This is a genomic window from Alkaliphilus transvaalensis ATCC 700919 (genome assembly GCF_000621485.1).
Taxonomy (GTDB): Bacteria; Bacillota; Clostridia; order Peptostreptococcales; family Natronincolaceae; genus Alkaliphilus; species Alkaliphilus transvaalensis.
On the sequence record NZ_JHYF01000006.1, the window covers coordinates 216,470 to 243,002 of the forward strand.

Below are 26,533 nucleotides of genomic sequence, written 5' to 3' on the forward strand. Positions count from 1 at the left end.
GATAAAATATCAAAATCAAAGGAGACCGATCATGAGATTAAAGCTAGGGACAAAACTAACAATTATCTTTTTAATACTTTGTATTTTACCAACCTTTACCCTTGGAACATATGCCTACAGACAAACTTTCACAAATTTAAGAGAGAAAGAGATTGAAAAGATCGACCTATTATTAGAAGGTATTACGGTAAGTACGCAACAAACGATTAATGATACAGAATTTTTATTAAAAAATCTTTCGGCAACCCCTTCCTTTATTACAATGCTAGAAGCTTATGGTAATGAGGGGGCTGTGGATAGCAGAGTACAACAAGAGGTAAATCAATCTTTAAGAAAAATATTTGTAGACTCTATGGGTTATTATGCAAGTATTTTTTTAGTTGGACAAAGGGGAGAAATTGTTGCAGATAGTTTAGGTAGTACAGGCTATAGTTTAGGATTAGAAGAATTGGACTTTGCAAAGGAAGCAATAGCAAGCCGCAGGTTTACAATGAGCCCCCTCTATTACTCTAGCCTTAGTCAAACGGATGTAAAATTACCAACCCTATCAATGGCATACCCCATACAACAGGGTACGGGTCAGGTGTTAGGGGCAATCGTCATAACTTTCGATTTTCGAAACTTTAATAGAAGGGTTCAAAATACAGACTTAGGTGAAAGTGGATATGGATACATATTAAATACAGAAGGAATCATCTTAAGCCACCCAGACAGTAGTAAGGTTTTAAAGCTAGCTGATGATGGGCTTAGTAATGAAATAATTAATGAGATAGAAGCTGAAAATACATATAAAGGCATAAATCATATTATGATAGATTCCCAGATGTGGTCGTATTTTTATCAACGGGTGCCTGCTACCAATTGGGTGATCGCCTTTACCTTACCAGAAGCAGATTATCTTGTTACTGCAAACCAAATCCGAAAAAATACACTTTTAATTATTATCTTAGGAGTATTATTCACCATTATTATCGCAAGGGTGTTTGTTAGATACCTTACTAAAAATATATTTAATATGGTAGAGGTAATGAAAAAGGTATCAATGGGAGACTTTACAATACAATCTCAATGTACATCAAAGGATGAACTTTTAGATCTTTCCCTAAGTATAAATGAAATGGTAGATAAGCAACGGGAAGTTCTGTCCCAATTGTTAATAACTTCAGCTGAGATAGAGACTGCTGGAAGCCACATGTTAAACAGTACTAGTTATGCTGATGGGTATATGCAGGAAATTGCCGCTACAGCACAACAGTTTCTTGCAACAGCTGAAGAGGGGCGTAATGCTGTCAAGAAGATTAATTTCTCGGTAAAAAATGTAGCTGAGAAGGGCACCCATGTAAAGGAAAGTAGCATAAATGTTGGGGAGAAAAGCGACCTTACCCAGCAAACGATACAAGATGGAATGGAATTAACGGAAAAAGCCATGATGTCAATGATAAAAATAGAGAATTCAATTGAAAAAACCCACCAAGACACTAAATTACTGGTTGTGGCCTCTACTAAAATACATCAATTTATTGACTATATAAAGGAAATATCAAGACAAACCAATTTATTAGCAATTAATGCAACAATTGAGGCAGCCAGAGCGGGAGAAGCGGGAAGTGGGTTTGTTGTTGTGGCAGAAGAGGTTAGAAAGCTATCACAAGAAAGTGATACTGCCGCCCAAAGCGTTGCAGAAGTCATCACTGCTGTTATCAACGCAGTAGACTCAGTTCAATATCGAGTTCAAGAGGCAAAAAAACAGTCTGACGAAGGAAAAAAAGCCTTTGATAGAGTTAAAGACAGCTTTAGTCGAATTAATAGAGATATTAAAGATGTAACTGAAATGATCCACAGTAATAGAGATGCAGTAAGTCATCAAGTAGATTATTTACAAGAAATAAAAGTACATATGAATCGTATTGATGAGACAATAGATTATATATTAGTCGGTGCTAAAGAGATTTCTGATGGAACTCAAGAACAAAGTAGCACGATTAATAATATTACAGAGATTTCCCAACAACTTAATAAAGTTGCCCACGAGCTAAATTCAATTGCTGGAAACTTTAAAATAAATTGACTTAACAAAGCCATAACATTTCGATAACAAATCCTTAACCTGAGATTAACTATGGCTTAACATTAGATTAACCATTGCTTAACCAAAGGGAGAAGAATAGATAATATAATTAGACATGTAAGAGGGAAGATAAAACTTTTCAATATGAGAGGAGAAAGAAAAAAATGAAAAAAATAGCTTTACTATTAATACTTGTAATGGTAGCTACAGTTGCAATGGTAGGATGTAGTTCAAGTTCTTCAGCAGACGAAATTGGTGACAACAATAACAATAATAATCCACCAGCCACAGGTGAAGAGGTAGACTTTAGTAAGCTGGTACAAGTTAGAGGTTCGGACACGATGGTTAACTTAGGTCAACAATGGGCTGAAGTTTTTATGGATGAAAATCCTCAAGCGCAAATTGCAGTAACTGGTGGGGGATCAGGTACAGGGATTGCAGCGATTATTAATGGTACTGCTGATATTGCCCAATCTTCAAGAGCAATGAAAAATGAAGAAATGGATCAAGCAAAGGCAAATGGTTTTGAGTTAAAGGAAATTGTAGCAGGCAGAGACGGTATTGCTATAGCAGTTCATAAAAGTAATGAGATCGAAACTTTAACTATGGCAAATTTAAAGGATATTTTCACTGGAAAGATAACTAACTGGAAAGAACTAGGTGGAAATGATGCAGAAATAACCCTATATTCAAGAGAATCTAACTCTGGTACCTATGCATTCTTTAAGGAATTTGTATTAAAGGACGAGGAATATGCCCAACATTCAATGTTAATGCCATCTACTGGTGCAATTGTTGAAGGGTTAAAGCAAGACGTAAATGGAATTGGTTACATCGGTTTAGGATATTTAACAGATGATGTAAAGGCGGTTCCTGTAGCTAAAGAGGCTGGCGACCAATCCTTCTTACCATCATTAGATACAATTAATTCTGGTGACTATCCAGTTGCTAGACCATTATTCTTATATGTAGCAGGAGAACCGCAAGGAGTTATTAAACTTTATGTTGATTTTATCTTAGGTAGTGGAGGTCAAGCGATTGTTAAAGAGACAGGATTTATTCCACTAGACTAATGCTTACTAAAGATAATCTAATAAATAATGTACTAAATAATGTATTGGGAATATAACGTAGTTTAAATAATGGGCAAAGCGGATGGCAGTTAATGACTGCTAATCCGCCTCTGCTATTTAGAAAATAAATGTGTTTTGTTCTTAAACGCTAAATTTCTATGGGGATAGAAATAGATAGGACAGTTTTAATAAAGAATTAATAAAGGTAATAAAGAATTAGGTGAAAATTAGAAACAAAGAATGGCAATCGTGAAATATAGATAAAGAATGTAGCGTAACCAGTTAAATAATAGATTGAATCTAGAGAGAACTTAATTACGAGCTCTTAATAAAATTATGTAATAGTAGTTTTGTAATAAAACTAATCGTTAAGTGGAAATAGTGAGAGAGGTGTTAAAATGCTTGGTTCTCAAGAGATGGTGGTAAATGAAGAAAAGATGGTCCACCGTAAAAGCTTAAAACGAAACATTAAACATCGGATTTGGGAATATTTAATTGAAAAAATAATTTTTATATTAGGGATCACATCGGTAGTAATTATAAGTTTGATTTTCTTATTTTTATTTCGTTCAGGAATTGCATTGTTCAAAGATGTGTCAGTTAAAGATTTTTTATTTGGCAGTAATTGGTTTCCAATATCGGTAAATCCTCAGTATGGTATTTTACCATTAGTAACAGGGTCATTATTAGTTACCACGGGAGCTATCTTAATCTCCGTCCCCATAGGTGTCGGTTGTGCCATCTACATTTCAGAGGTGGCACCGCCGAAAACTAAGACGGTATTAAAGGTAATTATAGAATTTTTATCGGCAATTCCTTCAGTAGTACTTGGTTTTTTAGGGATTGTGGTGCTTTCAAGTTGGGTTAGAATTACCTTTAACTTGTCATCTGGATTCACTGCGTTAACCGGTTCTATTTTAGTTTCTTTGATGGCATTACCAACAATTATTAGTATTTCTGATGATGCATTAAATGCTTTGCCAATGGAATATAGAGAAGCCTCTTTAGCTTTAGGGGCAACAAAGTGGGAAACAATTTTCAATGTACTAGTCCCAGCGGCTTCTTCTGGTATTATCGCAGCTATTATGCTGGGGATAGGCCGTGCTATTGGAGAAACCATGACAGTAATGATGGTTACTGGTAATGCAGCTAAAATCCCCGATTCCTTCCTTACATCTGCAAGGACCATGACAGCTACTATAGCAGCAGAAATGGGAGATACAGTAAGAAACGGAACCCACTATCATGCATTATTTGCAGTAGGGATCGTTTTATTAATGATGACGACTGTCATCAATCTAATAGCAGATTTTGTCCTTCATCGAGGGCGACGGGAGGGTAGGTAATGAATAAAAAACAATTGGAAGAAAAAATAGCCTTTTCAGTTTTAACAGTCACCATGTTATTAGTTGTCGTACCCACCCTTTTGATTATAGGATACATTATCTTTAAAGGAATAGGAACAATTAATTGGGAGTTCATTTCAGCCATGCCTAGAAAGGGAATGAGGGAGGGTGGAATTTTTCCAGCTATTGTTGGAACCATCTACCTAGTATTAGGAACAATTATTCTTGCCCTACCACTAGGAATTGGATCGGCTATTTATTTAACTGAATATGCAAAACAAGGAAAAATAACAAGACTGATTAGACTTGCCATTATGAACCTTGCTGGAGTACCTTCAGTGGTATATGGTTTGTTTGGATTAGGGCTTTTCGTTCTCTTTTTACAAATAGGAACCTCTATATTAGCAGGAGCATTAACCTTAGCTTGTTTAATACTTCCTGTTGTTATCACTGCTTCCGAAGAAGCACTAAAAAGTGTACCTCAAAGTTATCGAGAAGCTTCATTGGCATTGGGGGCAACAAAATGGCAAACGATACAGAAGGTTGTTATACCCCATGCGATGCCAGGAATTATCACAGGAGCCATATTGGGAATAGGCCGTGCTGCAGGAGAAACAGCTCCAATCCTTTTAACTGTAGCAGCATTTTTTCTTCCTAGACTACCTAAGTCAGTATTTGACCAAGCAATGGTACTACCTTATCACCTGTATATCATTTCAACCCAAGTGCCTAATATGCCTCAAGAAATCCAATACGGAACTGCATTGGTATTATTAGGCTTAGTATCAATATTCTTTATGATCGCAACAGTTATTAGAATCAAGTTTAAGATGGCCAACAGAGCGTAGAATAGGAGGTATAAAATGGCTAAGATATCTGTAGATGATTTAAATTTGTTTTATGGGGATTTTCAAGCCCTTAAAAATATATCACTAAATATAGAAGAGAAGAAGGTTACAGCTTTAATTGGACCATCAGGTTGTGGTAAATCAACCTTTTTAAGGACTCTAAACCGTATGAATGATTTAATTAGCGGAGTAAAAATTACAGGAGACCTTAAGTTAGAAGAACAGGAGATTTATCAAAAGGATGTTGACGTTGTTTCTTTAAGAAGACGTGTAGGAATGGTATTTCAAAAGCCTAATCCTTTTCCAAAATCTATCTATGAAAACGTAGCTTATGGACCTAGACGTTATGGAATTAAAAACAAGTTACAATTAGATTCAATTGTTGAAAAGAGTTTGAAAAAAGCAGCATTATGGGATGAAGTAAAGGATCGATTAAATAAATCAGCCCTAGGTTTATCTGGTGGACAACAACAAAGATTGTGCATTGCAAGAGCTTTAGCTATGGAGCCAGAAGTTCTTTTAATGGACGAACCAACTTCAGCCCTAGACCCCATAGCAACAGCAAAAATAGAAGAGTTAATTGTAGAGTTAAAAAATGAATATACAATCGTAATTGTAACCCATTCGATGCAGCAGGCGGCACGTATTTCTGATGAAACTGCTTTTTTCCTAATGGGAGAACTTGTGGAAGCAGATAAAACACAAAAGATTTTTACTACACCTAGAGATCAACGAACAGAAGACTATGTAACGGGTAGATTCGGTTAAAAAGGAGGTGGGATCATGAGAAATCAGTATATAAAACAATTAAGTGATTTAAATATTAAGCTGTTAAAAATGGGTGCAATGGTTCAGGAGATTATTGAAGTTTCCATTACAGCCCTTACAACTCAAGACTTAGCTCTAGCCAATAAAGTTTATCTAATGGATGACGAAATCGATAATATTGAGCTTGAAATAGAAATGTCCTGTATGAACTTAATCGCCCTTCAACAACCTATGGCAAAGGACTTAAGGGTAATTGGAACAATACTAAAAATTATTACAGACCTTGAGCGAATGGGAGACCATGCAGTAAACATTGCTAAGGTCACTCTTGAGATTGGTGAAGAGCCTTTTGTAAAACCCCTCATAGATATTCCTAAAATGGCAAAGTTGGCGCAAACGATGGTTAAGAAGAGTTTAGATGCCTTTATGAAAACCGATGTAGCCCTAGCTACAGAAGTGGCCCATGATGATGAAGCAGTAGATGAGCTTTATGAAAAAATATATACAGAGCTGATTAATAAAATGATTGAAGAAAACACAATCGTAAAACAAGCCACAAATTTAATTTTTATTGGTAGGTATTTAGAGAGAATTGCAGATCACGCAACAAATATCGGAGAAAGAGTAATTTTTATCGCAACAGGAGAAAACGTAGAAATTAACTAGTAGAGAATAACTAAGAAGAAAAACTCCCCTCTGCATTTTTGCTGATGAGGGGTTTAAGTTTTGGGGTAGTTAATTGTGATATATTTAAGAGCCTTGGATGGGTATCCAAGGCTCGATATAGTTTAAGACAAATTATTTAGCTTTATTTAATGCTTGGTTAGCAGCATCGATAAATCCGTGGGAAGTATCAGTTGCACCAGATACAGAATCTACAGATTTGTTAAGAGGTGCTTGCTTGCTCTTGTACTTATTAACTAATTGAGTAAATGTTGAAGGTTGCATACCTTCATCAGGGTACTCTGGGTGAGTCCATTTAATATCTGCAATATTTCCACCTTTAATGGTTACTGTAACATTAATTGTACTTCCAAATCCTTTACCAGATCCAGTGTAATCACCATCTTTAAATCCTGCACCAGCTGGAGCGGCAGGCTCAGATGGAGCTGGAGTCGACGGAGCTGGAGTCGATGGAGCTGGAGTTGACGGAGCTGGAGTTGATGGAGCCGGAGTTGATGGAGCTGGAGTTGATGGAGCTGGAGTTGATGGTTGCTCTGCAACTGTCTCTTCCTTCTTATCATCTTTCGCTGTATCTTCTTCTTTAGCATCTTCTTCAGTTGTTAATGAAGCAGGTGTTCCCTCTAATGCAGCAACAATTGCTTCAATAGCTGCCTTATTTGAAACTGTAGCTCCTGTAGCTGTATCTACATTAAGGTCTTGAGCTGCAATCACATTTGCAATTGTCGCTTCAATTCCTTTGTCTCCAAGACCAGGAGTTTCGTCCATTTCAACAACGTCAATCTTTGTAATTTTTCCACCTTCAACAGTTACATTTAATTTAATAGTAGATTTAAATCCTTCAGCAGAACCAGTGTAGACACCATCAGCTAAACTAGCAATATCAACTGTGATGCTTGGCTCTTCAACTGGAGCAGAAGCTTCTTCAGTATCGCCAAGACCTAATGCATTTTTAACAGCAGCGATCAGAGCTTCACTTGACATAGTAGCACCAGTAACAACATCAACGTTAAAGTTTTGAGCTTCGATAATAGCTGCAGCAACTTCTTCAGCAGCTGTATCACCTAAGTTAGGAGTCTCGTTGATCTCAACGATGTTGATTTCAGTGATTTTTCCACCAGAAACAACTACACTAACCTTTAAGTCTCCACCAAAACCTGTAGCTGAACCTTCATGGGTTCCGTCAGGGAAACCGCCACCACCAGAAGCTTGAGCTAAAGCATTATTGATAGCTTCAATGGTACCATTACTTGAAGCAGTAGCACCTGTTACAACATCAACATCAGTTGATTGAGCTTCAACAACATTGTCGATAATTTGTAATGCTGCAGTATCACCTAATCCTGGAGTTTCATTATGATCAACTAATTCTATATTAGCAATTTCTCCACCAGAGATCGTTACTTCAACTTTAATATCACCATAGAAACCTTCTCCTACACCTTCATAAGTACCGTCAACATAAGCAGATTGAGCTGGAGCAGCATCTTGTCTATTCCATAGCATTGCACCTGCTAAGACTGCTATTGCAAGTAACGGTAATACAATAATAGCAATTTTTTGTTGTTTATCCACCGATAAACACCTCCTAAAATTTTTCTTAATTTTTTTTTAACAAACTTTCAATAACATTATAATATCATAAACTATTTGGTTTTTAAATAAATTTTTAACTATTTCAGCAAAAATATAATATTAAATATTAATTAATAAAATATATTAAGGAAAATCAATAGGTAGAGGTATGTGGCTAAAAAGACTGAAGATTACAGATTTCTTCAAAATTAAAAGAGCAAAGGCTGCCCTCTGCTCTTTTAGATTAAAAAAATTTTAAAGTTAGCTATTTAGCGGTAGCAGGTTTCTGTTCTTTAGGATCAATCGGTTTAATACCTATTCCTAAGAAGGCAAACACGATGTTGATAATTGGTACTAATAAATTAAAGAAGGCGTAGGGCAGATAAGTTACTGGAGAAACTAATAGGGTTCCAGCCATAAAAGCACCACAAGTATTCCAAGGAATTAAAGCTGACGTAACTGTACCCCCACCTTCTAAGGTTCTAGATAGAACACTTGGATGAATACCCTTTTCTTCATAAGCATCTTTGTACATTCTACCAGGTACTACGATTGATAAATATTGTTCTCCAGTTAATAAGTTTACGAAAATACAAGTAATAATAGTTGAGAAAACTAAAGATCCTGTATTATTAGCAAACTTAAGAATTGCTCTACCAACTGCATGAAGCATACCTGTTTTTTCTAAAACACCACCAAAGGTTAAGGCAATGATAATTAATGAAACAGTCCACATCATATCATCTAAACCACCACGACTCAATAATTCATCTACAATACCATTTCCAGATTCAATTGCAAATCCATAATGAGCTGCATCGATGATATCGCCAATATTAGCTTTTTGGAAGATCGCTGCAAAGATTCCGCCAAAGAATACACCGCTAATTAACCCAGGAAGGGCAGGAACCTTTAAAACAACAATTAGGATTACAAGAATCGGTGGTATTAATAGGATTGGAGAAATAGTAAAGTTTTCTCCGAGGGTATTAATGATTCCGTTAACCTGACTAGAATCAATGGCATTACCACTTGAATGAATAAAACCAAATATTCCATAAAGTACGATAGATATTAAAAGTGCAGGGACTGTCGTATAGAACATACTTCTAATATGATCAAATAAGTTTGAACCAGCCATAGCAGGAGCTAAGTTAGTTGTATCAGATAACGGTGACATTTTATCCCCAAAATAAGCACCAGAAATAATAGCACCGGCAACAAGGCCAATTGGCATACCAAGACCAACACCGACTCCAAGCAAAGCAACCCCCACTGTTCCAGCGGTTGTCCAAGAACTACCTGTTGCTAAAGAAACGATAGCACAAATAATGACTGTAGCAACTAAGAATATACTAGGAGACAGTATTTTTAAACCATAATAGATCATAGTTGGCACTGTACCACTTAAAATCCATGTTCCAATAACACTACCGATTACCATCAAAATTAATACTGCTTGCATCGCCATTTTAATCGTGTCGATGATACCTTCTTCAAGTTCATTCCAGGAAAAACCTAACATAAAGACTGCCACTGCTGCGGCTATTACAGTTGCGAATATTAGTGGGATATGAGGGTCGGCTTCAAAAACAATAATTGATACAGATAAGGAAACAATTAGAATTGCAATAGGAATTAATGCATGTAATAGAGTTGCTTCCTTCTTTTTTGGTAAATTCATATACACTCCTCCTTATTTTTTAAATATAAAATTAGGGTGTACCCCCTATTAAATCTATATGGAAAAATAAATATCTTATCACACATTTTCGAAATATTACCACAAATGAAAAATCCCCAAGTATAAATTATATTACCATATCTAATCAGAAAATTCAAATTTTTTTGTAAAACTTCAAATTTAATTACTTGCAAAGCCTGAGGGGAGAAATAAAAATTAATATTATTATTATACAATTAAATGAATAAAAATTCAAATGGTCATTTATGCTATTTTAGACTCAAAAAAATTAAGCCAGAACTTCCATAGTTACTTGGAGAGTTACTGGCTCTAATTTCTAAGGTTATAGAATACTGATACAGGTTACTTAAATACTTCTTGTCCTTCCTCCCAATTAACAGGACATGCTCCTCCTGCTTGGCAGGCAGCTAATAGTCGAAGGATCTCTTTAACGTTTCTGCCTACAGCTAAATTATTTACAGATGCATATTGAAGAATGCCATTTGGGTCTATAATAAATACCCCTCTAAGGGCAATTCCCCCTGCTTCATCTGTAAGGACTTGATACTTTCTTGCTAATTCTTTGTTATAGTCAGAGAGTAGTGGGAAATCGACACCGCCAATACTCTTGGCCCATGCTTCATGGGTTGGTAAACTATCAGTGTTGGCACCCAACACGACAGAGTTTAAACCTTTAAACTTGGAAAGATTTTGGTTTAACTCTGGTATTTCGGTACTTCAGACAGGAGTAAAGTCTAAGGGATAAAAGAATAAAACAACCCATTTTCCTTTATGATCACTTAATGAAATCTCCCCTTTTGTACTAGGCAACGTAAAGTCAGGAGCTGGTTCGCCAATTTTAAGCAATTGAAACACCTCTCTTAAATTATTATTGTTGAATTTAATTCAGTTTTAGTATTAGCCTATTGAAAAAAAATATAGCAAAAATATTAATTACAGCAAAACTTGTTTACATAATATTGACCAAAGAGCATCATCTAGCATATAATAGAATAATATTCTGAAAATTCCCTTTAAGGAGGTTGGAAGAAATGGAAATTATGGTGACTAGACTAGCTAAAGAAAGCATAAAAAATCAAATTCAAGGAACCGTTGGAGTAAGGATTTATATAAGCGGTAGAGGATGAGGTGGTCCTAGGTTTGCAATGTCTCTGGATGAGGCAACAAAAGATGATGTATTAAAAGATGTCGATGGAATTCCCTTCATTATAGATAAAAAACTAGATGACCAATACGATGCTATTAAAATTGATTTTAGAAGGACTGCTTTTAGAAGGGGCTTTAATATAACATTAAGGTCGAGTGGAAGCACCCAATGCACTTAATGAAAATAGAAAAATAGAATAAGATACAGTTTGATTAACAACAAGGAGAACAAGAAGAAGACCAAGAACAAGAAGAACAGTAAGAACAGCAAGAACAGCAAGAACAGCAACTAAGAAGGGCTAAAGGCAAAGAATAGATAAAAATTAAATGAACCTTAGAAAAAATAGTAAGTGAAGCTACGACTCAGCTTTCATCTTAACATAAAACGAATATAATTTCAGATTTATGGTATTATGCAATTCCCTCAAATAATATAAATTAAAAAGTAAATAAATATGAAATTAAATTTTAAATTTTATAAAGTAAAATTAAGCCCAGATAAGTATTTAATAACACTTACTGGGCTTAATTATTAGCTAAAATAGATATTTAAGTTTTAAGCTTGGGAAATAGCTTCCTTCACTTCTGCAACAGTAGGAATTCTACCACTAGTTACAACTTTTCCATTAATCATTAAAGCAGGTGTACTCATTACACCTAACGTTAGAATTTCACCAATATCACTGATAAGATCAAAATCATCCTCCATCTGTAATTCCGTTAAGGCCCTATCAACGATAGGAGCTAACTTACTACCACCTCAACAAAGTTGCTCTAAAATCTTAATTTCCATTAAAATTCCTCCTAAAATAATATTTTATATATTATACCCTCTAAATGAAGAAGCTAACTTAGTAAATAGAGGGTAAAATAAGCACAAAACTATGCTTAGATATTAGTATGGGCAAAAAAGTTAATTATCTTGTGCTCCATATTCTAGATACTATGGCCACAAGCTGTATGTATTTGTTACAAAATTAGTTAAAGAATAATATTAAATATAAGGCCCATTGTTAAGATACCTAAGGCTGTAATTCCTATAAAAATAGTAATAAGCTTTGGTTTAATTACTTTTTTTAGCATTATAATTGATGGAATAGACATTGCGACCACCGACATCATAAAAGCTAAAGCAGTACCAACTCCAACCCCCTTATTAATTAAGGCTTCCACTACAGGGATTGTACCGACAGCATTAGAATATAGGGGGATTCCTAAAATAATACCAACAATTACTGCAAATGGATTATTAGGACCTGCATATTTTATTAGAAAGGTTTCTGGGGCATATCCGTGGATTAATGCACCAAAGGCAATCCCTGCTACGATGTAGGGCCATATTTCTTTAACAATATCTATAACACTGTCTCTGGCATAAAGAAGACGTTGTCTAGTCTTCATCGTAGCACTTTCTGTATCAGGTATTCTAATTTTAAATACATAAGCCTCTACTAGATGAGATAGATTTGATTTTTCAATTACGATACCCGTTATGACCCCTATTGTCATACCAGCTAATGTGTAGAAGAGAGCAATTTTTGGTCCAAAGGCTATAAAAAGATAGCCTAAAGCAATTTCATTAACTATAGGGGAGGTAACTAAAAATGTAAAGGTGACACCCAGCGGTATTTTTGCCTCTACAAAACCAATAAAGATTGGGACCGTTGAACAAGAACAAAAAGGCGAAACTACGCCAAGAATGGAAGCTGCAATATAACTCCAAATGCCATGTAGTTTTGACAGAAGTTTTTTTATTTTTTCAGGTGGGAAATAGCTTCTAACAAAGGTAATCATAAAAATCATAAAACTGAGCAAAAAGATAATTTTTATCGTATCATATATGAAAAAATGTACTGCTTCATAAAAGGTTTCTCCCATTTGATAGGTAGAACCCGTTTTGGAAAGTAACCAGTTAATAAAATTAACAATAGGTGGAGTGATCAAATGTCCTATTTTTTCAAACATGCTATCTGTCACCTCCACTTAAATGTATTTGAGATTCCGCTATTTGTTTTTGGAGGATGCTTTTAACAATTTCTATAACCCCATAAACTTCAGGATGCTTTACTCGATACATTACTTTTAACCCATCCTTACGAGTAGTTAAAATTCCCTTATCCCTTAGAACTTTTAGATGTTGAGATACATTTGATTGCTCTAATTCTAAATTTTCGTAAATTTCACAGACGCAAAGTTCTTCATGGTCCTTTAAAATAAATAGAATCTCAATTCGGGTGGGATGGGAAATTGCTTTAATTAAGTCTGCACAAAGGGTAAAAAAAATGTTATCTGCCATAAAAAACCTCCATAAGATAAAATTTACTATACACCAAAACATTGAAACTCTACAAAACTATATTAGTATTTTCTAATATAGTTATATTATATTCTTTTTAATTGAAATTGACAACTAAATTTTGCCATTAAACCTAATAAAAAATAGCAATTAAATAGTCGGATAATTTAAAAAATATGTTAATGAAGTAGTTTTTTTGGGAATATATTTATTAATACCCTGAAAAAAGACTAAGAAGCCCCACAAAGGAGTGATCATAATGATAATGAAAAAAGTACTTATTGCCACCGATTTTTCACCAGCAGCAGAGGAACTTCTGAACTGTATTTCAGAGCTGAAGGCCATGGGAATGGAAGAAGCTGTGTTAGTACATGTGGTGGATATACGTCTTGGAGAAGAAGCCTCGATACCTCGTCAACAGCTAAGTTTAGAGAAACTTAAAGAGACTGCTGAAAAACTACATGGCTTTGGTGTTAAGACTAAAAGCTATACACCAATAGGCTTTGCAGCAACAGAGATTGTCCAAATTGCTAAAGCTGAAGAGGTGTCATTAATATTAATTGGTTCTAAAGGAAAAAGTATTGTTAAAGAAGTTTTCTTAGGTAGCACTACCTTTGATGTAATTCGACTAACAGATGTTCCTGTATTAGTAGAAAAATACTGTAAAGGTGAATCGTCAGAATGTGTCAGTGTATGTATTAATAAATTTCAAAAAGTACTTCTTCCAATAGACTTTTCAGAGTGCTCACGAAGTATTCTAGAGAAAGTAAAAGCAATGGCAGGTGTTGTTCAAGAAGTAATACTTCTTACCGTTGTAGAACAAGGAGAATCGGATAAACAGGTGGAAGAAGCTCAAACTGGATACACAGAGTATTTAATGGAAGTAGCAGAAGAATTGAGGCAGTTAGGGATAAGTACAAAGGTAGTCGTAGAGGTGGGGATCCCTTCTGTTTGTATTAATAAATGGGCTGAAGCAGAACAGGTGACTTCAATTATTATGGGAACAAGGGGGAAGGGATTAATTAAATCTTTGCTATTAGGGAGTACTTCCGACGCGGTAGCAAGAACGGCTAAAAGACCAGTTGTACTGATTCCATGTAATAGCTAGTGAAATAAGAATTAAACTAGAAATTTCAAAATAAACACAAAAGACCCCTATGCATCATGATAGGGGTCCTAGAGTTCTTCTGGAATAGGACAGGTGCTTCCATCTTCTAATATTTGGAAAATTTGAAGCTCTTCTTTACGGGTGTAAAATATCTCAATAAAACAGTTACTACAGAAATATCTAGACTTACTCAACTTACCAGTGTGCTCATTACCACATATGGGGCATTTCATAGAATCCCTCCTGACCAAGTATCGTTGTTTTAAATCTCGAAATCATTCGATAAATAATATTTAGCTATTATATATTATATAAAAAATAAAACCATTTGACAAGATATTATTTGAAAATCGAAATATTTGATATTGAAATACAGATATTAGAAATAATATAATAGAGATAGAAGGAAAGGAAGGTTGATTCTCTTTGAATAAAGAACTGGCTTATTTGATTCAGAATTTTTATATCTCTGTTAATGGTTGGATGAAATATCAATTTAAAAACCAAGTAAATTCCAACTGTAATCTAACATTTCCTCAGTTTAAGGTGCTATATATTATCAACAAAGAAAAAATCTGTAGTATGTCTAATCTAAGTGAAATGATGGAAGTGAGTAAGGGGACCATGACTACAATGCTAAATAAATTAGTAGAGGATGGTTATGTTAAGAGAAGTAACTCTTATAAAGATCGAAGGACAGTTTTTGTTGAATTGACAGAGATAGGGATAGAAAGGATTAATTGTGTCCAAGATAAATTGATAGATTCTTTAGGGAGGGTCACTGAAAAGTTAGATGAAGAACAGCAACGGGAAGTTGGAGTAGCTTTATTAAAACTAAAGGAATTATTCAAAAATAGAAAGTAGAGGTAGGGGCCTCTATTTTTTTCATGTCTAAATAATGATGATTTAATTAAGGAAATTGTATAATACCAGATTATAAATCTATTATCGATTAATCTAAAGGTGAAAGACTAAGCAACGAAGTTTTGATATAAATCTAAACTAATTATGTAATTTACTTAGGTTATAATTTTAACTTATTAATATATGCAAAATAAATAGGGTATATGCACATGCAGCAAAAAAAGTACATATGATATACTACATTACTTTACAGAGGCTCCGATCTTGATAGGTATGATAGTTCTAAAGATTAAAGGAGGTTAATATTTATGAAAAATAATAATGTAGTAATTCATATATATGATTCATCAAATAAATTGGTTATTACCAGATGGTTAGAAGAATTGGTTAAAGAACTGGTGGCATATAGCATGCCATTAAATTTTTCTTTTGAAGCAATAAAATGTCAGTGCATCATCATGAGGACAAACATACTGAAGCAAATGAAAATCTTCCAAGTAGAAGGAGAAGAATTGATTAAAAAAGGTATTAGTTTAGAAGATTTTCCCAATTGGAAGCCCATAGAGGAGTATGGGGAAATTTGGAAAGAAGAATATGAAAATAATAATGAAAGATTAAATAGAGCAGTGGCTGAAACAGAAGGCCAAATTATTATATTTAATGAAAAACCGATAGACGCCAGATATCATGAAGTTTGTGGCGGATCAACTGAAAATAGTGAAAATGTAAATGGTAATATAATTTTATACCTGAGAAAAGTGCTATGTAAATATTGTCAGGAGAGTCCAAACTATAAAAACTTTAAAGATATTTCAATAAATGAAATAGAGGGAAAGCTAGGCGTGAAATTTCCCTTTATAGAAGCAAATGACAATGGGGCAATCGAGAATATGATTTATGATATAACAAGAGATGACACTGGGAGAATTGCAAAACTCACAATTGCAGGCAAAGAATTTGAAGGTAAGAATGTAAAAGATCTGTTAGGTTTAGATTCTACCAAGTTTAGTTGGCAGCCACAAAAAATAAGATTTTTAATGATTGGAAAAGGTGATGGTTTAGGATTTTGTCAATGGGGCGCAAATGAATTGGCAAAAGAAGGAAAAAGCGCTGAGTATATTATAAAATACTACTATACAGGAGTTGAATTAAAAAAAATAGCAGAAAAGAGTATAAATAAGCCACTTTTGGGCAAGGTATTAGTGATTGATCCTGCTCATGGAGGAGAACAAGGAGAAGATCATGTTAGCGCTAATGGACTTAGAGAAAAAGACCTTAATCTTGATATAGCCCTTGATTTAGAAGAAATTCTCACAGAAATGGGAGCTAAGGTTTATTTAACCCGTAGAGAAGACACTTATGTTCCTATAACTGAGAGAGCTAAGCTTACCAATAAAATTAAACCCAACTTTTTTTTAACCCTTCATCAAAATTTCATGAAAAATTCCAATGTTTCTGGTACCGAGATCTATTTTTATCGAGGAGACAAAGAAGCCAAACTACTTGGACAGTTGCTAATGGAGAAGATGACTGAAAAACTTGAAACAATAAATAGAGGTATTAAAATAGCTGAATTTTTCTTGTTAAGAGAAATTAATGTAAGTGGCGTGCATATTGAAGTTGCCTATCTTTCAAGTGAGATAGATGAAGCAAAACTGATGAAGAAAGAATTTAGACACCAAGTAGCTGAAGCAATTTCAGAAGCGCTTTCTTTATATTATAATTTTAGTTAAACATATTGTTTTATTGGGGTATTAATTATATATAATGCTGAGTTTAGGGTGGGTTATATTGCTCAAAGGGATCCATGAGGAGTAATCATCTGAAATAAGTATGACAAAAAATTAAAAAATTGTTTGACAAGAGCATGTGTAAGATTATATAATAATTGTTTGTCTATTTGACAAGTTGTGACTCCTGTGTTATAATTTTATTGTATACTTTGAAAGAAGGTGATTTTTTGGCAACCAGAACCACCCTAAATGAGATCAGAAGCAACATTGAAGGGTTTGTAGGACAAAAGGTTACACTGAAGGCTAACAAAGGTAGAAAAAAGACTCTTATTCGTGAAGGAATTTTAGAAAACACATATCCAAGTATTTTTGTTGTAAGAATTGACGGAGGTTATGATTCAGTTCGTAGAGTTTCCTACAGTTATTCAGATATTTTAACAGAAACAGTGGAAATAACCATTTGTAAAGACAATAAACAGATTAAAGTTAGTTAAAACAACCACCACCATTAGCGGGGTGGTTGTTTTTTGTGTAAAAAAATTTGCTATCTTACAAATAAAGTTTTATGAATATATATGTGAAGCTGATAATGAATATAAGAAATTAAATTAGTGAGGAACCCTTTAGGCCATGAAAGTTAATCGGTTAATTCCAGAGACACCTAAGGATTTTAGGAATCATTTTCCATTGAAACAACTTAATAAATATACACTTTATGTATAAAACGCATAAAAAGGTTAAAATATGAACACTTGATTTATGTATAAAACTCCGATATACTATTATTAAAATTGTTGTAATATTTTCAATTGAGGAAATTGAATAATTAAATTTAAGTTTATATAAACTCATTCATAGTTAAGGCACTATGCAACTTCCTCAGTTAATAAAAGAAAGGGGTTGAGAAAGGTGAATGACGGGAGTTTTTTAAAGGTTACGTCGGAAATTGGAAAGCTAAATGCAGTATTATTACATCGTCCGGGTAAAGAATTAGAAAGGCTAACTCCTCAGTACCTTCATGAACTACTTTTTGATGATATACCATGGTTAAAGCAGATGAGAAAGGAACATGACCAATTTGCTGACGTTATGAGGGCCCGTGGAGCTAAGGTATATTATTACGAAGAATTATTAGAGGAATTATTAACTACAGATGAAATCAAACAGAATTTTATAAAAGATGTGGTTTATAATAGTAATATTGCAAACCTAGAACTTGAAAAAACAATTGAAGTTTTCATGGCTACAAAATCCCCTAGAGAAATTGTAGAAATTGCTATAGCTGGTCTACATAAAGATGATATGCCAGCGGTAGAGAGGGAACTACACCTAGTAGACTACGTAAAAGAGAGTTATCCCTTCTATATAAACCCTTTGCCAAACCTATATTTTACTAGAGACCCAGGTACTGTTATTGCTAATGGGTTATCTATTAATAAAATGAAGACACCAGCAAGGGATCGAGAGACGATGTTCTTAGAGTATATCTATCAATATCATCCCTTATTTAAAAATGAAGACACTCCCCTTTGGTATGATTATAAAGAAACCCACAGTATAGAAGGTGGAGACATACTGGTATTAAGCGATAAAGTTGTTGCTATAGGTTGTAGTGAAAGAACTTCAGCAAGAGGAATAGAAATCATGACCCAAAGAATACTCCAAAATTCCAATGTAGAGAAGGTATTGGCGGTTCAAATTCCCTTTACAAGGGCATATATGCATTTGGATACTGTATTCACAATGGTAGATCACGATAAATTTACCATCTATCCAGGGGTAGAGAATCATGTGAGGGCATATGAGTTAACTTTAGGGAAGACAACCCCAAATGTTACTCCTATGGCTAATCTTGAAGGGGCTTTAAAAAAGGTATTAAACTTACCTGCGGTAAAGCTGATTCAAAGTGGCGGTGGAGATGAGATAACAGCAGCAAGGGAACAATGGAATGACAGCACAAATACATTGGCTATTGCACCAGGAGTTGTAATTACTTATAATCGAAATGAAGCATCAAATGAAACCCTTAGAAAAAATGGAATAGAAGTAATAGAAATAGAAGGCTCTGAATTAGTTCGTGGTAGAGGTGGCCCTCGATGTATGTCTATGCCATTATTAAGGGAAGACTTATAAAATAATAGTCTATATTCATTAAAGATTGAAAATTCCAAAACGAAGGAGGATTCTTATGCCAGTAAATTTAAAAGGAAGAAGTTTATTAACCTTAAAGGATTTTACACCTCAAGAAATTCGTTATTTATTAGACTTAGCAAGAGATCTTAAGGCTAAGAAAAGAATGGGTATAAAAGGGAAAATGTTAGAGGGGAAAAACATTGTATTACTGTTTGAAAAAGCCTCTACAAGAACTAGATGCGCCTTTGAGGTGGCAGCCTTTGACGAAGGAGCTCAAGTTACATTTTTAGGATCAAATGATTCCCAAATGGGTAAAAAAGAATCCTTAGAGGATACCGCTAAGGTACTGGGTAGATTCTATGATGGAATCGAATTTAGAGGTTTTAAACAAGAAACCGTAGAAATTTTAGCTAAGCATTCTGGCGTTCCAGTATGGAATGGGTTAACTGATTTATATCATCCAACTCAAATATTAGCTGACTGGTTAACAATTTCTGAACATGTTGCAAAGCCTTTAAATCAAGTAAAGTTTGTCTATGTAGGCGACGCTAGAAACAACATGGGTAATTCCTTAATGATTGGTGCCGCAAAGATGGGTATGGACTTCAGAGCAGTTGCACCAAAAAGCCTATTCCCTTCTGAAGAATTAGTTGCAGAAATGAGGGAAGTTGCGAAAGAAACTGGTGGTAAGATCACCCTTACAGAAGACATTGCAGAGGGCGTTAAAGATGCTGATGTAATCTATACAGATGTTTGGGTATCTATGGGAGAAGAAGATCAATTTGAAGAAAGAATCAAAATGCTTCTACCATACCAAGTAAATATGGAAATGCTTAATAAAACTGGTAACCCTGATGTAATCTTCATGCACTGCTTACCAGCCTTCCACGACCTTGAAACCAAAGTGGGTAGAGAAGTATTTGAAAAGTTTGGGTTAAAGGAAATGGAAGTAACAGATGAAGTATTTAGAAGTAAGCATTCTGTCGTGTTTGATGAAGCTGAAAATAGAATGCATACAATTAAAGCCGTTATGGTGGCAACAATATAGTAGAATAACTACTTAATAGCTGGTTAAGAATATAAAGCAATAAGAACAAATAAAATAAACAATAAAATAAACAATAAAATAAACAATAAAATAAACAATAAAATAAACAATAAATAAACAATAGAACCCTATAGGTTTAAAATTGAATAGACTAAAGATATGGAAGAAGCATACATAGCAAAGAACCTAAGAGCAATAGAAGCTCTTCCATGTCTTTTTGTTATGCCTAGTTATCCCCATCCCATAAAAGAAAACGTTTTCTTGAAAATTTTTAAAGCTAAATAGTGTTTATTGAGAATAGCAGTTATATAAAGGAGGATGCAGAATGGTGCAACAAAAAAGTAGAATCGTATTAGCCTTAGGTGGAAATGCGTTACAGGCAAATCCTAAGGATACCAGTGCAGAAGCACAATTAAAAACTTCAATAGAAACGGCTAAATCTATTGCAGATTTAATTGAAACAGGCCATGAAGTAATCATCGCCCATGGAAACGGCCCACAAGTTGGGCAAATAGTAGGTACCTATGAAGCAGCCCAACAAGGAAACCCTGCCTTACCTGTTATGCCCTTTCCAGAGTGTGGAGCTATGAGTCAAGGATATATTGGTTATCATCTACAACAAGCCATTAGACAAGAACTAGTAAATAGAGGTATTAATAAGTCTGTTGCAACAGTTGTAACACAAGTAGTTGTAGATGAAAAGGACACTGCCTTCGACAATCCAACTAAGCCAGTAGGGTCTTTCTTCTCAGAAGATGAAGCTAAGAGGCTAATGATGGAGGAAGGATATGCCATGAAAGAAGACTCTGGTAGAGGCTGGAGAAGAGTAGTTGCATCGCCAGAGCCAATTGATGTTGTTGAAGCACCAGTCGTTAAAACCTTAGTAGATGCAGGCCATGTTGTTATTACCGTTGGGGGCGGTGGTGTACCAGTAATTAATAAAAATGGGATACTTGAAGGTGTTCCTGCTGTAATAGATAAAGACTTTGCTTCTGGGAAAATAGCAGAAATTTTAGATGCAGACTTTTTATTAATTTTGACAGCAGTTGAAAAAGTAGCAATTAATTTTAATACACCAGACCAAAAAGAGTTAGATGAAGTGACCATTGAAGAGTTAGAAACATATATCAGAGAAGGACACTTTGCCCCAGGTTCGATGCTACCTAAGGTAAAGGCAGCCATGAAATTTGTTAAGTCTAAACCAGGTAGAAGGGCCTTAATTACATCATTAGAAAAGGCTAAAGAAGGGATAGCAGGGGAAACAGGAACGGTTGTAGTAGATCATAAGCTAACTAGGATATAGGATATAGATACGATATTATGGGGGAGTTAGAGTAGGGGGCAATTAATTTTGCTCTCTTTTGTTTGTCTTTTTTTATTTTTCTGCCTAGCTAGTACATTAGCAGTAACAAAGCAATATAATAACCACAATCACAAAATATTAAAACATGAAATTAATGCAATAAGCATAGGATATTGTACCGATAATAGTAAAAATAATAGTAAAAAAATTCAGAATCAAAAGAAAAAACATTGTCAAAGCACCTTAAATTAGTTAAGATATTAATATATATAATAATTTTTAATTGGGGAAATTAAACGACTTCATTAATTGACATAATAAAGCCCATGATTTTAACTAAAGAGGAGGGGAAACAATGGCAAAGCGTGTAGGACCTGGCGATAAGATTAGAAGACTTCGCTTGGCAATGGGATTAACGCAAGATGCCTTGACTAACGATGAATTATCTAAAAGTATTGTAAGTATGATCGAAAGTAACAAGCGTAACTTAACCTGGAAAACTGCCCATATTATTGCTGACTGCTTAAACGTTTATTATGAAAGGTTGGGGCAAAAGATTACTGCCGAATTTTTAATGGAAACAGAAGAAGATGAAGCCCGTAGAACCATTAAAGAAGATATCGATCATTTACAACAGGTAATTAATAAAGGCAATGTAGACCAGCATTTGTTAGAGAATACCTTCGATAAAATTTTAAGTCACATTAAAGAATGGGGCTTAGAGAGGGAATTAGCAGAATTTAAAGTTGTAAGGGGTACTTTTTATTACCAAAACTATCAATTTAATGAATCTTTAGCAGAGTTTTTAGATGTGCTAGAATATTCCCTACGGACCAATGACCACCAACTGACGGGTAAAATGTATAATAACATTGGTAATGTTTACAAAATGCAACTGTCTCTAGATACTGCTATAATCCATTTTGTTAAAGCTTTTGATACGGCAAGGGTCTACCAACCTGCTGATAAAGACAAAAGAAAGGTATTGGCCATATATAATCAAGTTTTATGTTATCGACAGTTAAATAGATACGATTTAGCCCTAAGTCATTTAAATATCTTAAGGGATTTAAAATGGGATGGTCCAGAGCATAAAGTTATTTTAGATAATGCACTATTGGTGGAGGCCAACACCTACCGAGACATAGGAAACCATGAAAAGGCCTTAAGGCTTTATGATAGGCTACAAAACAATGAAAAAGAATTAGACAAAGAGACCTTATTTTTACTTTATGACAACTACGCAGAGCTGTATGTAAGTCAAAATAAGCCCGAAAAAGCTTTAAAATACATTCAAAAAGCAAATGAATTAAAGAATGTAGTTGATATGGCATATATACCTGCCCTGTACTTATTGGAAGCAAAATGTTATAGTTTGTTAGAAAATTATGATTTAGTGGTTAGTCTGCTGGAAAATGCATTACACTTATCGGATAAAGTAGGAAAACAACAAGTTTTATTAAATATGCACTTTGCCTTTGCAGATCTTTATTTAAAGACAAATGACTATGAAACTGCTCTGGCCCATTTAGAGACGGCAGAAAAAACAATTATCGAAAAGGATTTAAAAATATATAAGGCTGAACTTTATAGCTTCTATTCTAATATCCATCTGCGGTTAGGAGAAATAGAAAAGGCAGAAGAATATCTTGTGAAAATGAGAAAAAACTACCTATAAAGTTAATATGAGGATGAGCAAATTCTAAAAAAGGGGGAAATTTTATGAAAAGGTTTAAAGGTACAATATTATCTTTAGCAATTTCGGCGCTTATTTTAAATAGTGCTTTGGTTTGGGGGAATATCAATTTAAATAATGTAGAAAACCCTAGCAATGGTGGTGGCTTTACATTACAACAAGATCCAGATGCTAAAATAGGTTAGAAGAAGCGGTTTCAATTTAACATATGTAAAACATATGTAAACAAATAAGAAGATATAAATTGCTTATAATCTAAAAGAGGGAATAATGCTATGAAAAATTGGAGTTATAAGGTTATTGAGTTTGAGTCAAAGGGTGTGTTTGGCGGTTTAATCGATTCTCAAGATATAGAAAAAAGGCTTAATGAATTAGGAAGTCTGGGGTGGGAAGTCGTTTCAACCATAACGACTAACGAAGGAAATGGGAAGACTAAAATGATTGTCTACACTTTAAAGAAGGAAATATAAAGGAGGACATTAGCAATTTTTAAACAGTCCTTCAACGGTCTAAAGTATTGGTTAATCTAATTAAAATACAAAAATAACAATACAAAAAAAATTACATATACTTATGAGTGGGTATATATAAAAGTGATAAGGGTACTTCATTAGGTTATAGAAGAAGTACTCTTGGCACTTTTTTTATGATAAAATAAGAATAAATACAATTAAACACTAAGCAGTAAAGCTTTATTTTCCATCCCTTAAGTATAAATAAAAATTAGTTATGCAAATTCCCCATATAATCTATAAATAAGACCTAAAGGGCAGAAACTATATTAAAGGAGTGATTTCCGTGAATGAAGCATTAAGAACGATTAAAGATCAAACCTTAACCTATCAGCAAAAAGTTGTTGGTTTAGCAAGGGTTGCAGAAAATAGTATAGATATACTGAAGATTGATGAAGAGGTACAAGCCTATCGGGAAGAGGGGATTATTTGCGATTTATTTGAAGGAAATGCCCCATATCGACCAAGATACATTGTTCCTAACTATGAAAAATTTATGGAGGAAGGCAGTAAGTTTTTAAATCTAAAGCCACCAACTGACTTATGGGAAGCCATCAATAATCTATTGATTCTGTATAAGCACGTACCATCAATTACTTCTTTCCCTGTATATATAGGCAATATTGATACCCTTTTAGAACCCTTTATTAAGGATGAGAAGGAAGCTAAGCAAGCAATTAAATTTTTCTTAACCCATATCGATAGAACTTTAACTGACTCATTTTGTCATGCTAATATAGGGCCATACGATACCAAGGCAGGTAGAATTATTTTAGAAGTAGAAAAAGAACTTCAAAATGCTGTACCTAATATTACCCTTAAATATAGTGACGAAACACCAGACCAATTGGCCCTTAAGGCAATTGAAACGGCTTTAGTGACAGCTAAACCAAGTTTTGCTAACCACCAAGCCTTCACAAAGGATTTAGGAAACTATGGCATTGTCAGCTGCTATAACGGATTAAAAATAGGCGGAGGTAGTCATACTTTAGTTAGACTTAACCTAGCGGCTCTAGCCCCAAAAGCCAACAGTGAAGAACACTTCATGACAGAAGTTTTACCAGATGCCATTAATAGAATGAATAGATATATGGATGAGAGAATTAAGTTTTTAGTAGAAGAAAGTGAGTTCTTCCAAACTAGTTTCTTAGTTAAAGAGAGTTTACTAGACTTAGATCACTTTACGGCTATGTTCGGTATGTTTGGGTTAGCAGAGGCTGTTAATCACTTAATTAACCCCCAAAGTCTAAATGAAAAATTTGGTCATGGGGATAAGGCAAACAAACTGGGGCTAAGTATTATTGAAAAAATGCATCAGTTGGTTAGTCAACATGCTGCTCCCTATTGTAAAGCCTCTGAGGGGAAATATTTGTTACATGCACAGGTTGGTACAGACTTTGACCACGGTATTAGCCCCGGTTGTAGAATACCAATAGGTGACGAACCAGAAATCCATCAACATTTAATACAGTCTGCACCTTTTCATCAGTTTTTCCCATCGGGAATAGGCGATATTTTTAAATTTGATGAAACTGCCAAGGGTAATCCCAAGTATATCCTAGATATTATTAAAGGAGCCTTTAACATTAACATGAGATATTTTTCCCTCTACTGTACCGATTGTGATGTAATTCGAATTACAGGTTATCTCGTTAAAAAGTCTGACATGGAGAAGTTAGACGCTGGTCAACAAGTGTTACATGATACAGTAGTTTTAGGATTAGGCTCTGTTAAAAATCAAAAAGTGTTAGATCGTAGGCTGCGAAATGATGAATAAGGTGGCGGTTAATCGGATCATCCCCTTTAGCTCGGTAGATGGGCCTGGAAACAGAACAGCTATCTTTTTACAAGGTTGTAATTTTAATTGTCTCTATTGTCATAACCCCGAAACCATTAATCATTGTAACCATTGTGGTAGATGTGTCGAAACCTGCCCTGTAGAGGCCCTTAAGCTTATTGACGGAAAAGTAAGGTGGGATGATACCCTTTGTACCGGTTGTCATCAATGCTTGAAAACCTGTAGGCAAAATAGCTCTCCAAGGGTAAAATTGATGACGGTAGATGAAATAATTGAGGAAATTAATAAGACTAAAGCCTTTATTTCTGGTATTACTGTATCGGGTGGTGAGAGTACCCTTCAAATCCCCTTTTTAACCCAATTGTTTAAAGGAGTAAAGGAAATGGGTTTAACCACCTTTGTAGACACCAATGGTTCTATTCCTTTATGGGAGGAAGAATCCTTTCTTTCTGTGGTGGATCAGTTTATGGTGGATCTAAAGTCTACCCACCAACAAGAGCATTTAGAGCTTACGGGTTTAGGATGTAGTACAGTTATAGAAAACATTAAACAGCTTGCTAACCTAGGCAAGCTTTATGAAGTAAGAACGGTTATTGTACCCAATTTGCTAGACAACAAAAGAAATGTAGAAAACACCAGTAAATTGATAGCATCCTTAAATCCTGAAATTAGATATAAGATCATTAAGTATAGAGCCCTTGGAGTAAGGGAAGGGTTGGTAGAGGCATCTTCTCCAACCGATGAAATGCTTTTAGAATTGAAGGCATTGGCTGAGGAAGAGGGATGTAGAGATGTTGTTTTGGTTTAGTTAATAAAAGGGCAGAAATGCTCT

Annotated in this window: 26 protein-coding genes; 19 read left to right on the plus strand and 7 right to left on the minus strand. The window is 34.6% G+C overall.

Annotated features, from left to right (window positions below; genetic code table 11):
• Positions 1–31 precede the first annotated feature (31 nt).
• The 6 genes from T335_RS0107110 to phoU all read left to right on the plus strand — a co-directional run bounded on the left by T335_RS0107110 (position 32) and on the right by phoU (position 6,769).
• Positions 32–2,068, plus strand: a complete 2,037-nt coding sequence (locus tag T335_RS0107110) for a methyl-accepting chemotaxis protein (protein WP_026476925.1) — start codon at positions 32–34, stop codon at positions 2,066–2,068.
• A 164-nt stretch (positions 2,069–2,232) separates the two neighbouring features.
• Positions 2,233–3,141 (plus strand): phosphate ABC transporter substrate-binding protein, encoded by a 909-nt coding sequence (locus tag T335_RS0107115; protein ID WP_026476926.1) that lies wholly within the window; start codon positions 2,233–2,235, stop codon positions 3,139–3,141.
• Between the two features lie 398 nt (positions 3,142–3,539).
• Positions 3,540–4,487, plus strand: a complete 948-nt coding sequence (gene pstC / locus T335_RS0107120; RefSeq protein WP_242837261.1) for a phosphate ABC transporter permease subunit PstC — start codon at positions 3,540–3,542, stop codon at positions 4,485–4,487.
• The gene (pstA, locus tag T335_RS0107125; RefSeq protein ID WP_026476928.1) at positions 4,487–5,335 is read left to right on the plus strand and encodes a phosphate ABC transporter permease PstA; all 849 of its coding nucleotides are present in this window, start codon (positions 4,487–4,489) and stop codon (positions 5,333–5,335) included. Before pstC ends, pstA begins: the two co-directional genes overlap by 1 nt.
• A 15-nt stretch (positions 5,336–5,350) precedes the next feature.
• The gene (gene pstB / locus T335_RS0107130) at positions 5,351–6,103 is read left to right on the plus strand and encodes a phosphate ABC transporter ATP-binding protein PstB (protein ID WP_026476929.1); all 753 of its coding nucleotides are present in this window, start codon (positions 5,351–5,353) and stop codon (positions 6,101–6,103) included.
• 15 nt (positions 6,104–6,118) lie between these two features.
• Positions 6,119–6,769: a phosphate signaling complex protein PhoU gene (phoU, locus tag T335_RS0107135; RefSeq protein WP_051569189.1), complete on the plus strand. Its 651-nt coding sequence runs from the start codon at positions 6,119–6,121 to the stop codon at positions 6,767–6,769.
• Between the two features lie 132 nt (positions 6,770–6,901).
• On the opposite strand, the gene T335_RS0107140 is transcribed toward phoU, so the two are convergent.
• The 3 genes from T335_RS0107140 to T335_RS20125 all read right to left on the minus strand — a co-directional run bounded on the left by T335_RS0107140 (position 6,902) and on the right by T335_RS20125 (position 10,910).
• On the minus strand, positions 6,902–8,359 hold the full coding sequence (locus tag T335_RS0107140) for an FMN-binding protein (protein ID WP_026476931.1): 1,458 nt from the start codon (positions 8,357–8,359) through the stop codon (positions 6,902–6,904).
• A gap of 265 nt (positions 8,360–8,624) precedes the next feature.
• Positions 8,625–10,043, minus strand: a complete 1,419-nt coding sequence (nhaC, locus tag T335_RS0107145; protein WP_026476932.1) for a Na+/H+ antiporter NhaC — start codon at positions 10,041–10,043, stop codon at positions 8,625–8,627.
• A 363-nt stretch (positions 10,044–10,406) separates the two neighbouring features.
• Positions 10,407–10,910 carry a peroxiredoxin gene (locus tag T335_RS20125; protein ID WP_084281066.1) on the minus strand — a complete coding sequence of 168 codons (504 nt, stop codon included), beginning with the start codon at positions 10,908–10,910 and terminating at the stop codon, positions 10,407–10,409.
• 299 nt (positions 10,911–11,209) lie between these two features.
• Here T335_RS20125 and T335_RS0107160 point away from each other — a divergent pair, with 299 nt between their 5' ends.
• A complete protein-coding gene (locus tag T335_RS0107160; RefSeq protein WP_026476933.1) occupies positions 11,210–11,389 on the plus strand; it encodes a hypothetical protein in 180 nt (59 codons plus the stop codon).
• A gap of 377 nt (positions 11,390–11,766) precedes the next feature.
• Here T335_RS0107160 and T335_RS21940 read toward each other — a convergent pair whose 3' ends face one another.
• From T335_RS21940 to T335_RS0107175, 3 genes are all read right to left on the minus strand, one after another.
• Positions 11,767–11,949: a thioredoxin family protein gene (locus T335_RS21940; RefSeq protein ID WP_278246890.1), complete on the minus strand. Its 183-nt coding sequence runs from the start codon at positions 11,947–11,949 to the stop codon at positions 11,767–11,769.
• 242 nt (positions 11,950–12,191) lie between these two features.
• Positions 12,192–13,175 (minus strand): permease, encoded by a 984-nt coding sequence (locus T335_RS0107170; protein WP_026476934.1) that lies wholly within the window; start codon positions 13,173–13,175, stop codon positions 12,192–12,194.
• A gap of 1 nt (position 13,176) precedes the next feature.
• The gene (locus T335_RS0107175; RefSeq protein ID WP_026476935.1) at positions 13,177–13,506 is read right to left on the minus strand and encodes an ArsR/SmtB family transcription factor; all 330 of its coding nucleotides are present in this window, start codon (positions 13,504–13,506) and stop codon (positions 13,177–13,179) included.
• Between the two features lie 259 nt (positions 13,507–13,765).
• Between T335_RS0107175 and T335_RS0107180 the strand changes: the two genes are divergently transcribed.
• Entirely contained in the window at positions 13,766–14,614 is an 849-nt protein-coding gene (locus T335_RS0107180) for a universal stress protein (RefSeq protein WP_026476936.1), read from the plus strand.
• A 68-nt stretch (positions 14,615–14,682) separates the two neighbouring features.
• On the opposite strand, the gene T335_RS22485 is transcribed toward T335_RS0107180, so the two are convergent.
• The gene (locus T335_RS22485; RefSeq protein ID WP_169735932.1) at positions 14,683–14,847 is read right to left on the minus strand and encodes a hypothetical protein; all 165 of its coding nucleotides are present in this window, start codon (positions 14,845–14,847) and stop codon (positions 14,683–14,685) included.
• Positions 14,848–15,040: 193 nt separating this feature from the next.
• Here T335_RS22485 and T335_RS0107190 point away from each other — a divergent pair, with 193 nt between their 5' ends.
• The 11 genes from T335_RS0107190 (at position 15,041) to T335_RS0107245 (ending at position 26,509) form a co-directional block, all read left to right on the plus strand.
• Positions 15,041–15,478 (plus strand): MarR family winged helix-turn-helix transcriptional regulator, encoded by a 438-nt coding sequence (locus tag T335_RS0107190; protein ID WP_026476937.1) that lies wholly within the window; start codon positions 15,041–15,043, stop codon positions 15,476–15,478.
• Between the two features lie 308 nt (positions 15,479–15,786).
• Entirely contained in the window at positions 15,787–17,211 is a 1,425-nt protein-coding gene (locus T335_RS0107195; RefSeq protein WP_051569190.1) for an N-acetylmuramoyl-L-alanine amidase, read from the plus strand.
• A gap of 227 nt (positions 17,212–17,438) precedes the next feature.
• Complete coding sequence (locus T335_RS0107200; RefSeq protein WP_026476939.1) at positions 17,439–17,705, plus strand: Veg family protein; 267 nt, start codon at positions 17,439–17,441, stop codon at positions 17,703–17,705.
• Positions 17,706–18,120: 415 nt separating this feature from the next.
• Positions 18,121–19,344, plus strand: a complete 1,224-nt coding sequence (gene arcA, locus T335_RS0107205) for an arginine deiminase (protein ID WP_034327942.1) — start codon at positions 18,121–18,123, stop codon at positions 19,342–19,344.
• A 55-nt stretch (positions 19,345–19,399) separates the two neighbouring features.
• A complete protein-coding gene (argF, locus tag T335_RS0107210) occupies positions 19,400–20,392 on the plus strand; it encodes an ornithine carbamoyltransferase (protein WP_026476941.1) in 993 nt (330 codons plus the stop codon).
• Positions 20,393–20,717: 325 nt separating this feature from the next.
• A complete protein-coding gene (arcC, locus tag T335_RS0107215) occupies positions 20,718–21,695 on the plus strand; it encodes a carbamate kinase (protein WP_026476942.1) in 978 nt (325 codons plus the stop codon).
• 355 nt (positions 21,696–22,050) lie between these two features.
• Positions 22,051–23,373: a helix-turn-helix domain-containing protein gene (locus T335_RS0107225; RefSeq protein ID WP_026476944.1), complete on the plus strand. Its 1,323-nt coding sequence runs from the start codon at positions 22,051–22,053 to the stop codon at positions 23,371–23,373.
• A gap of 44 nt (positions 23,374–23,417) precedes the next feature.
• Complete coding sequence (locus T335_RS22225) at positions 23,418–23,576, plus strand: hypothetical protein (RefSeq protein WP_156943643.1); 159 nt, start codon at positions 23,418–23,420, stop codon at positions 23,574–23,576.
• A 90-nt stretch (positions 23,577–23,666) separates the two neighbouring features.
• Positions 23,667–23,861, plus strand: coding sequence for a DUF4177 domain-containing protein (locus T335_RS0107235; protein WP_026476945.1), 195 nt, complete (start codon positions 23,667–23,669; stop codon positions 23,859–23,861).
• Positions 23,862–24,189: 328 nt separating this feature from the next.
• A complete protein-coding gene (locus T335_RS0107240) occupies positions 24,190–25,680 on the plus strand; it encodes a YjjI family glycine radical enzyme (RefSeq protein WP_026476946.1) in 1,491 nt (496 codons plus the stop codon).
• Positions 25,673–26,509 (plus strand): YjjW family glycine radical enzyme activase, encoded by an 837-nt coding sequence (locus T335_RS0107245; protein ID WP_026476947.1) that lies wholly within the window; start codon positions 25,673–25,675, stop codon positions 26,507–26,509. Before T335_RS0107240 ends, T335_RS0107245 begins: the two co-directional genes overlap by 8 nt.
• Positions 26,510–26,533 lie beyond the last annotated feature (24 nt).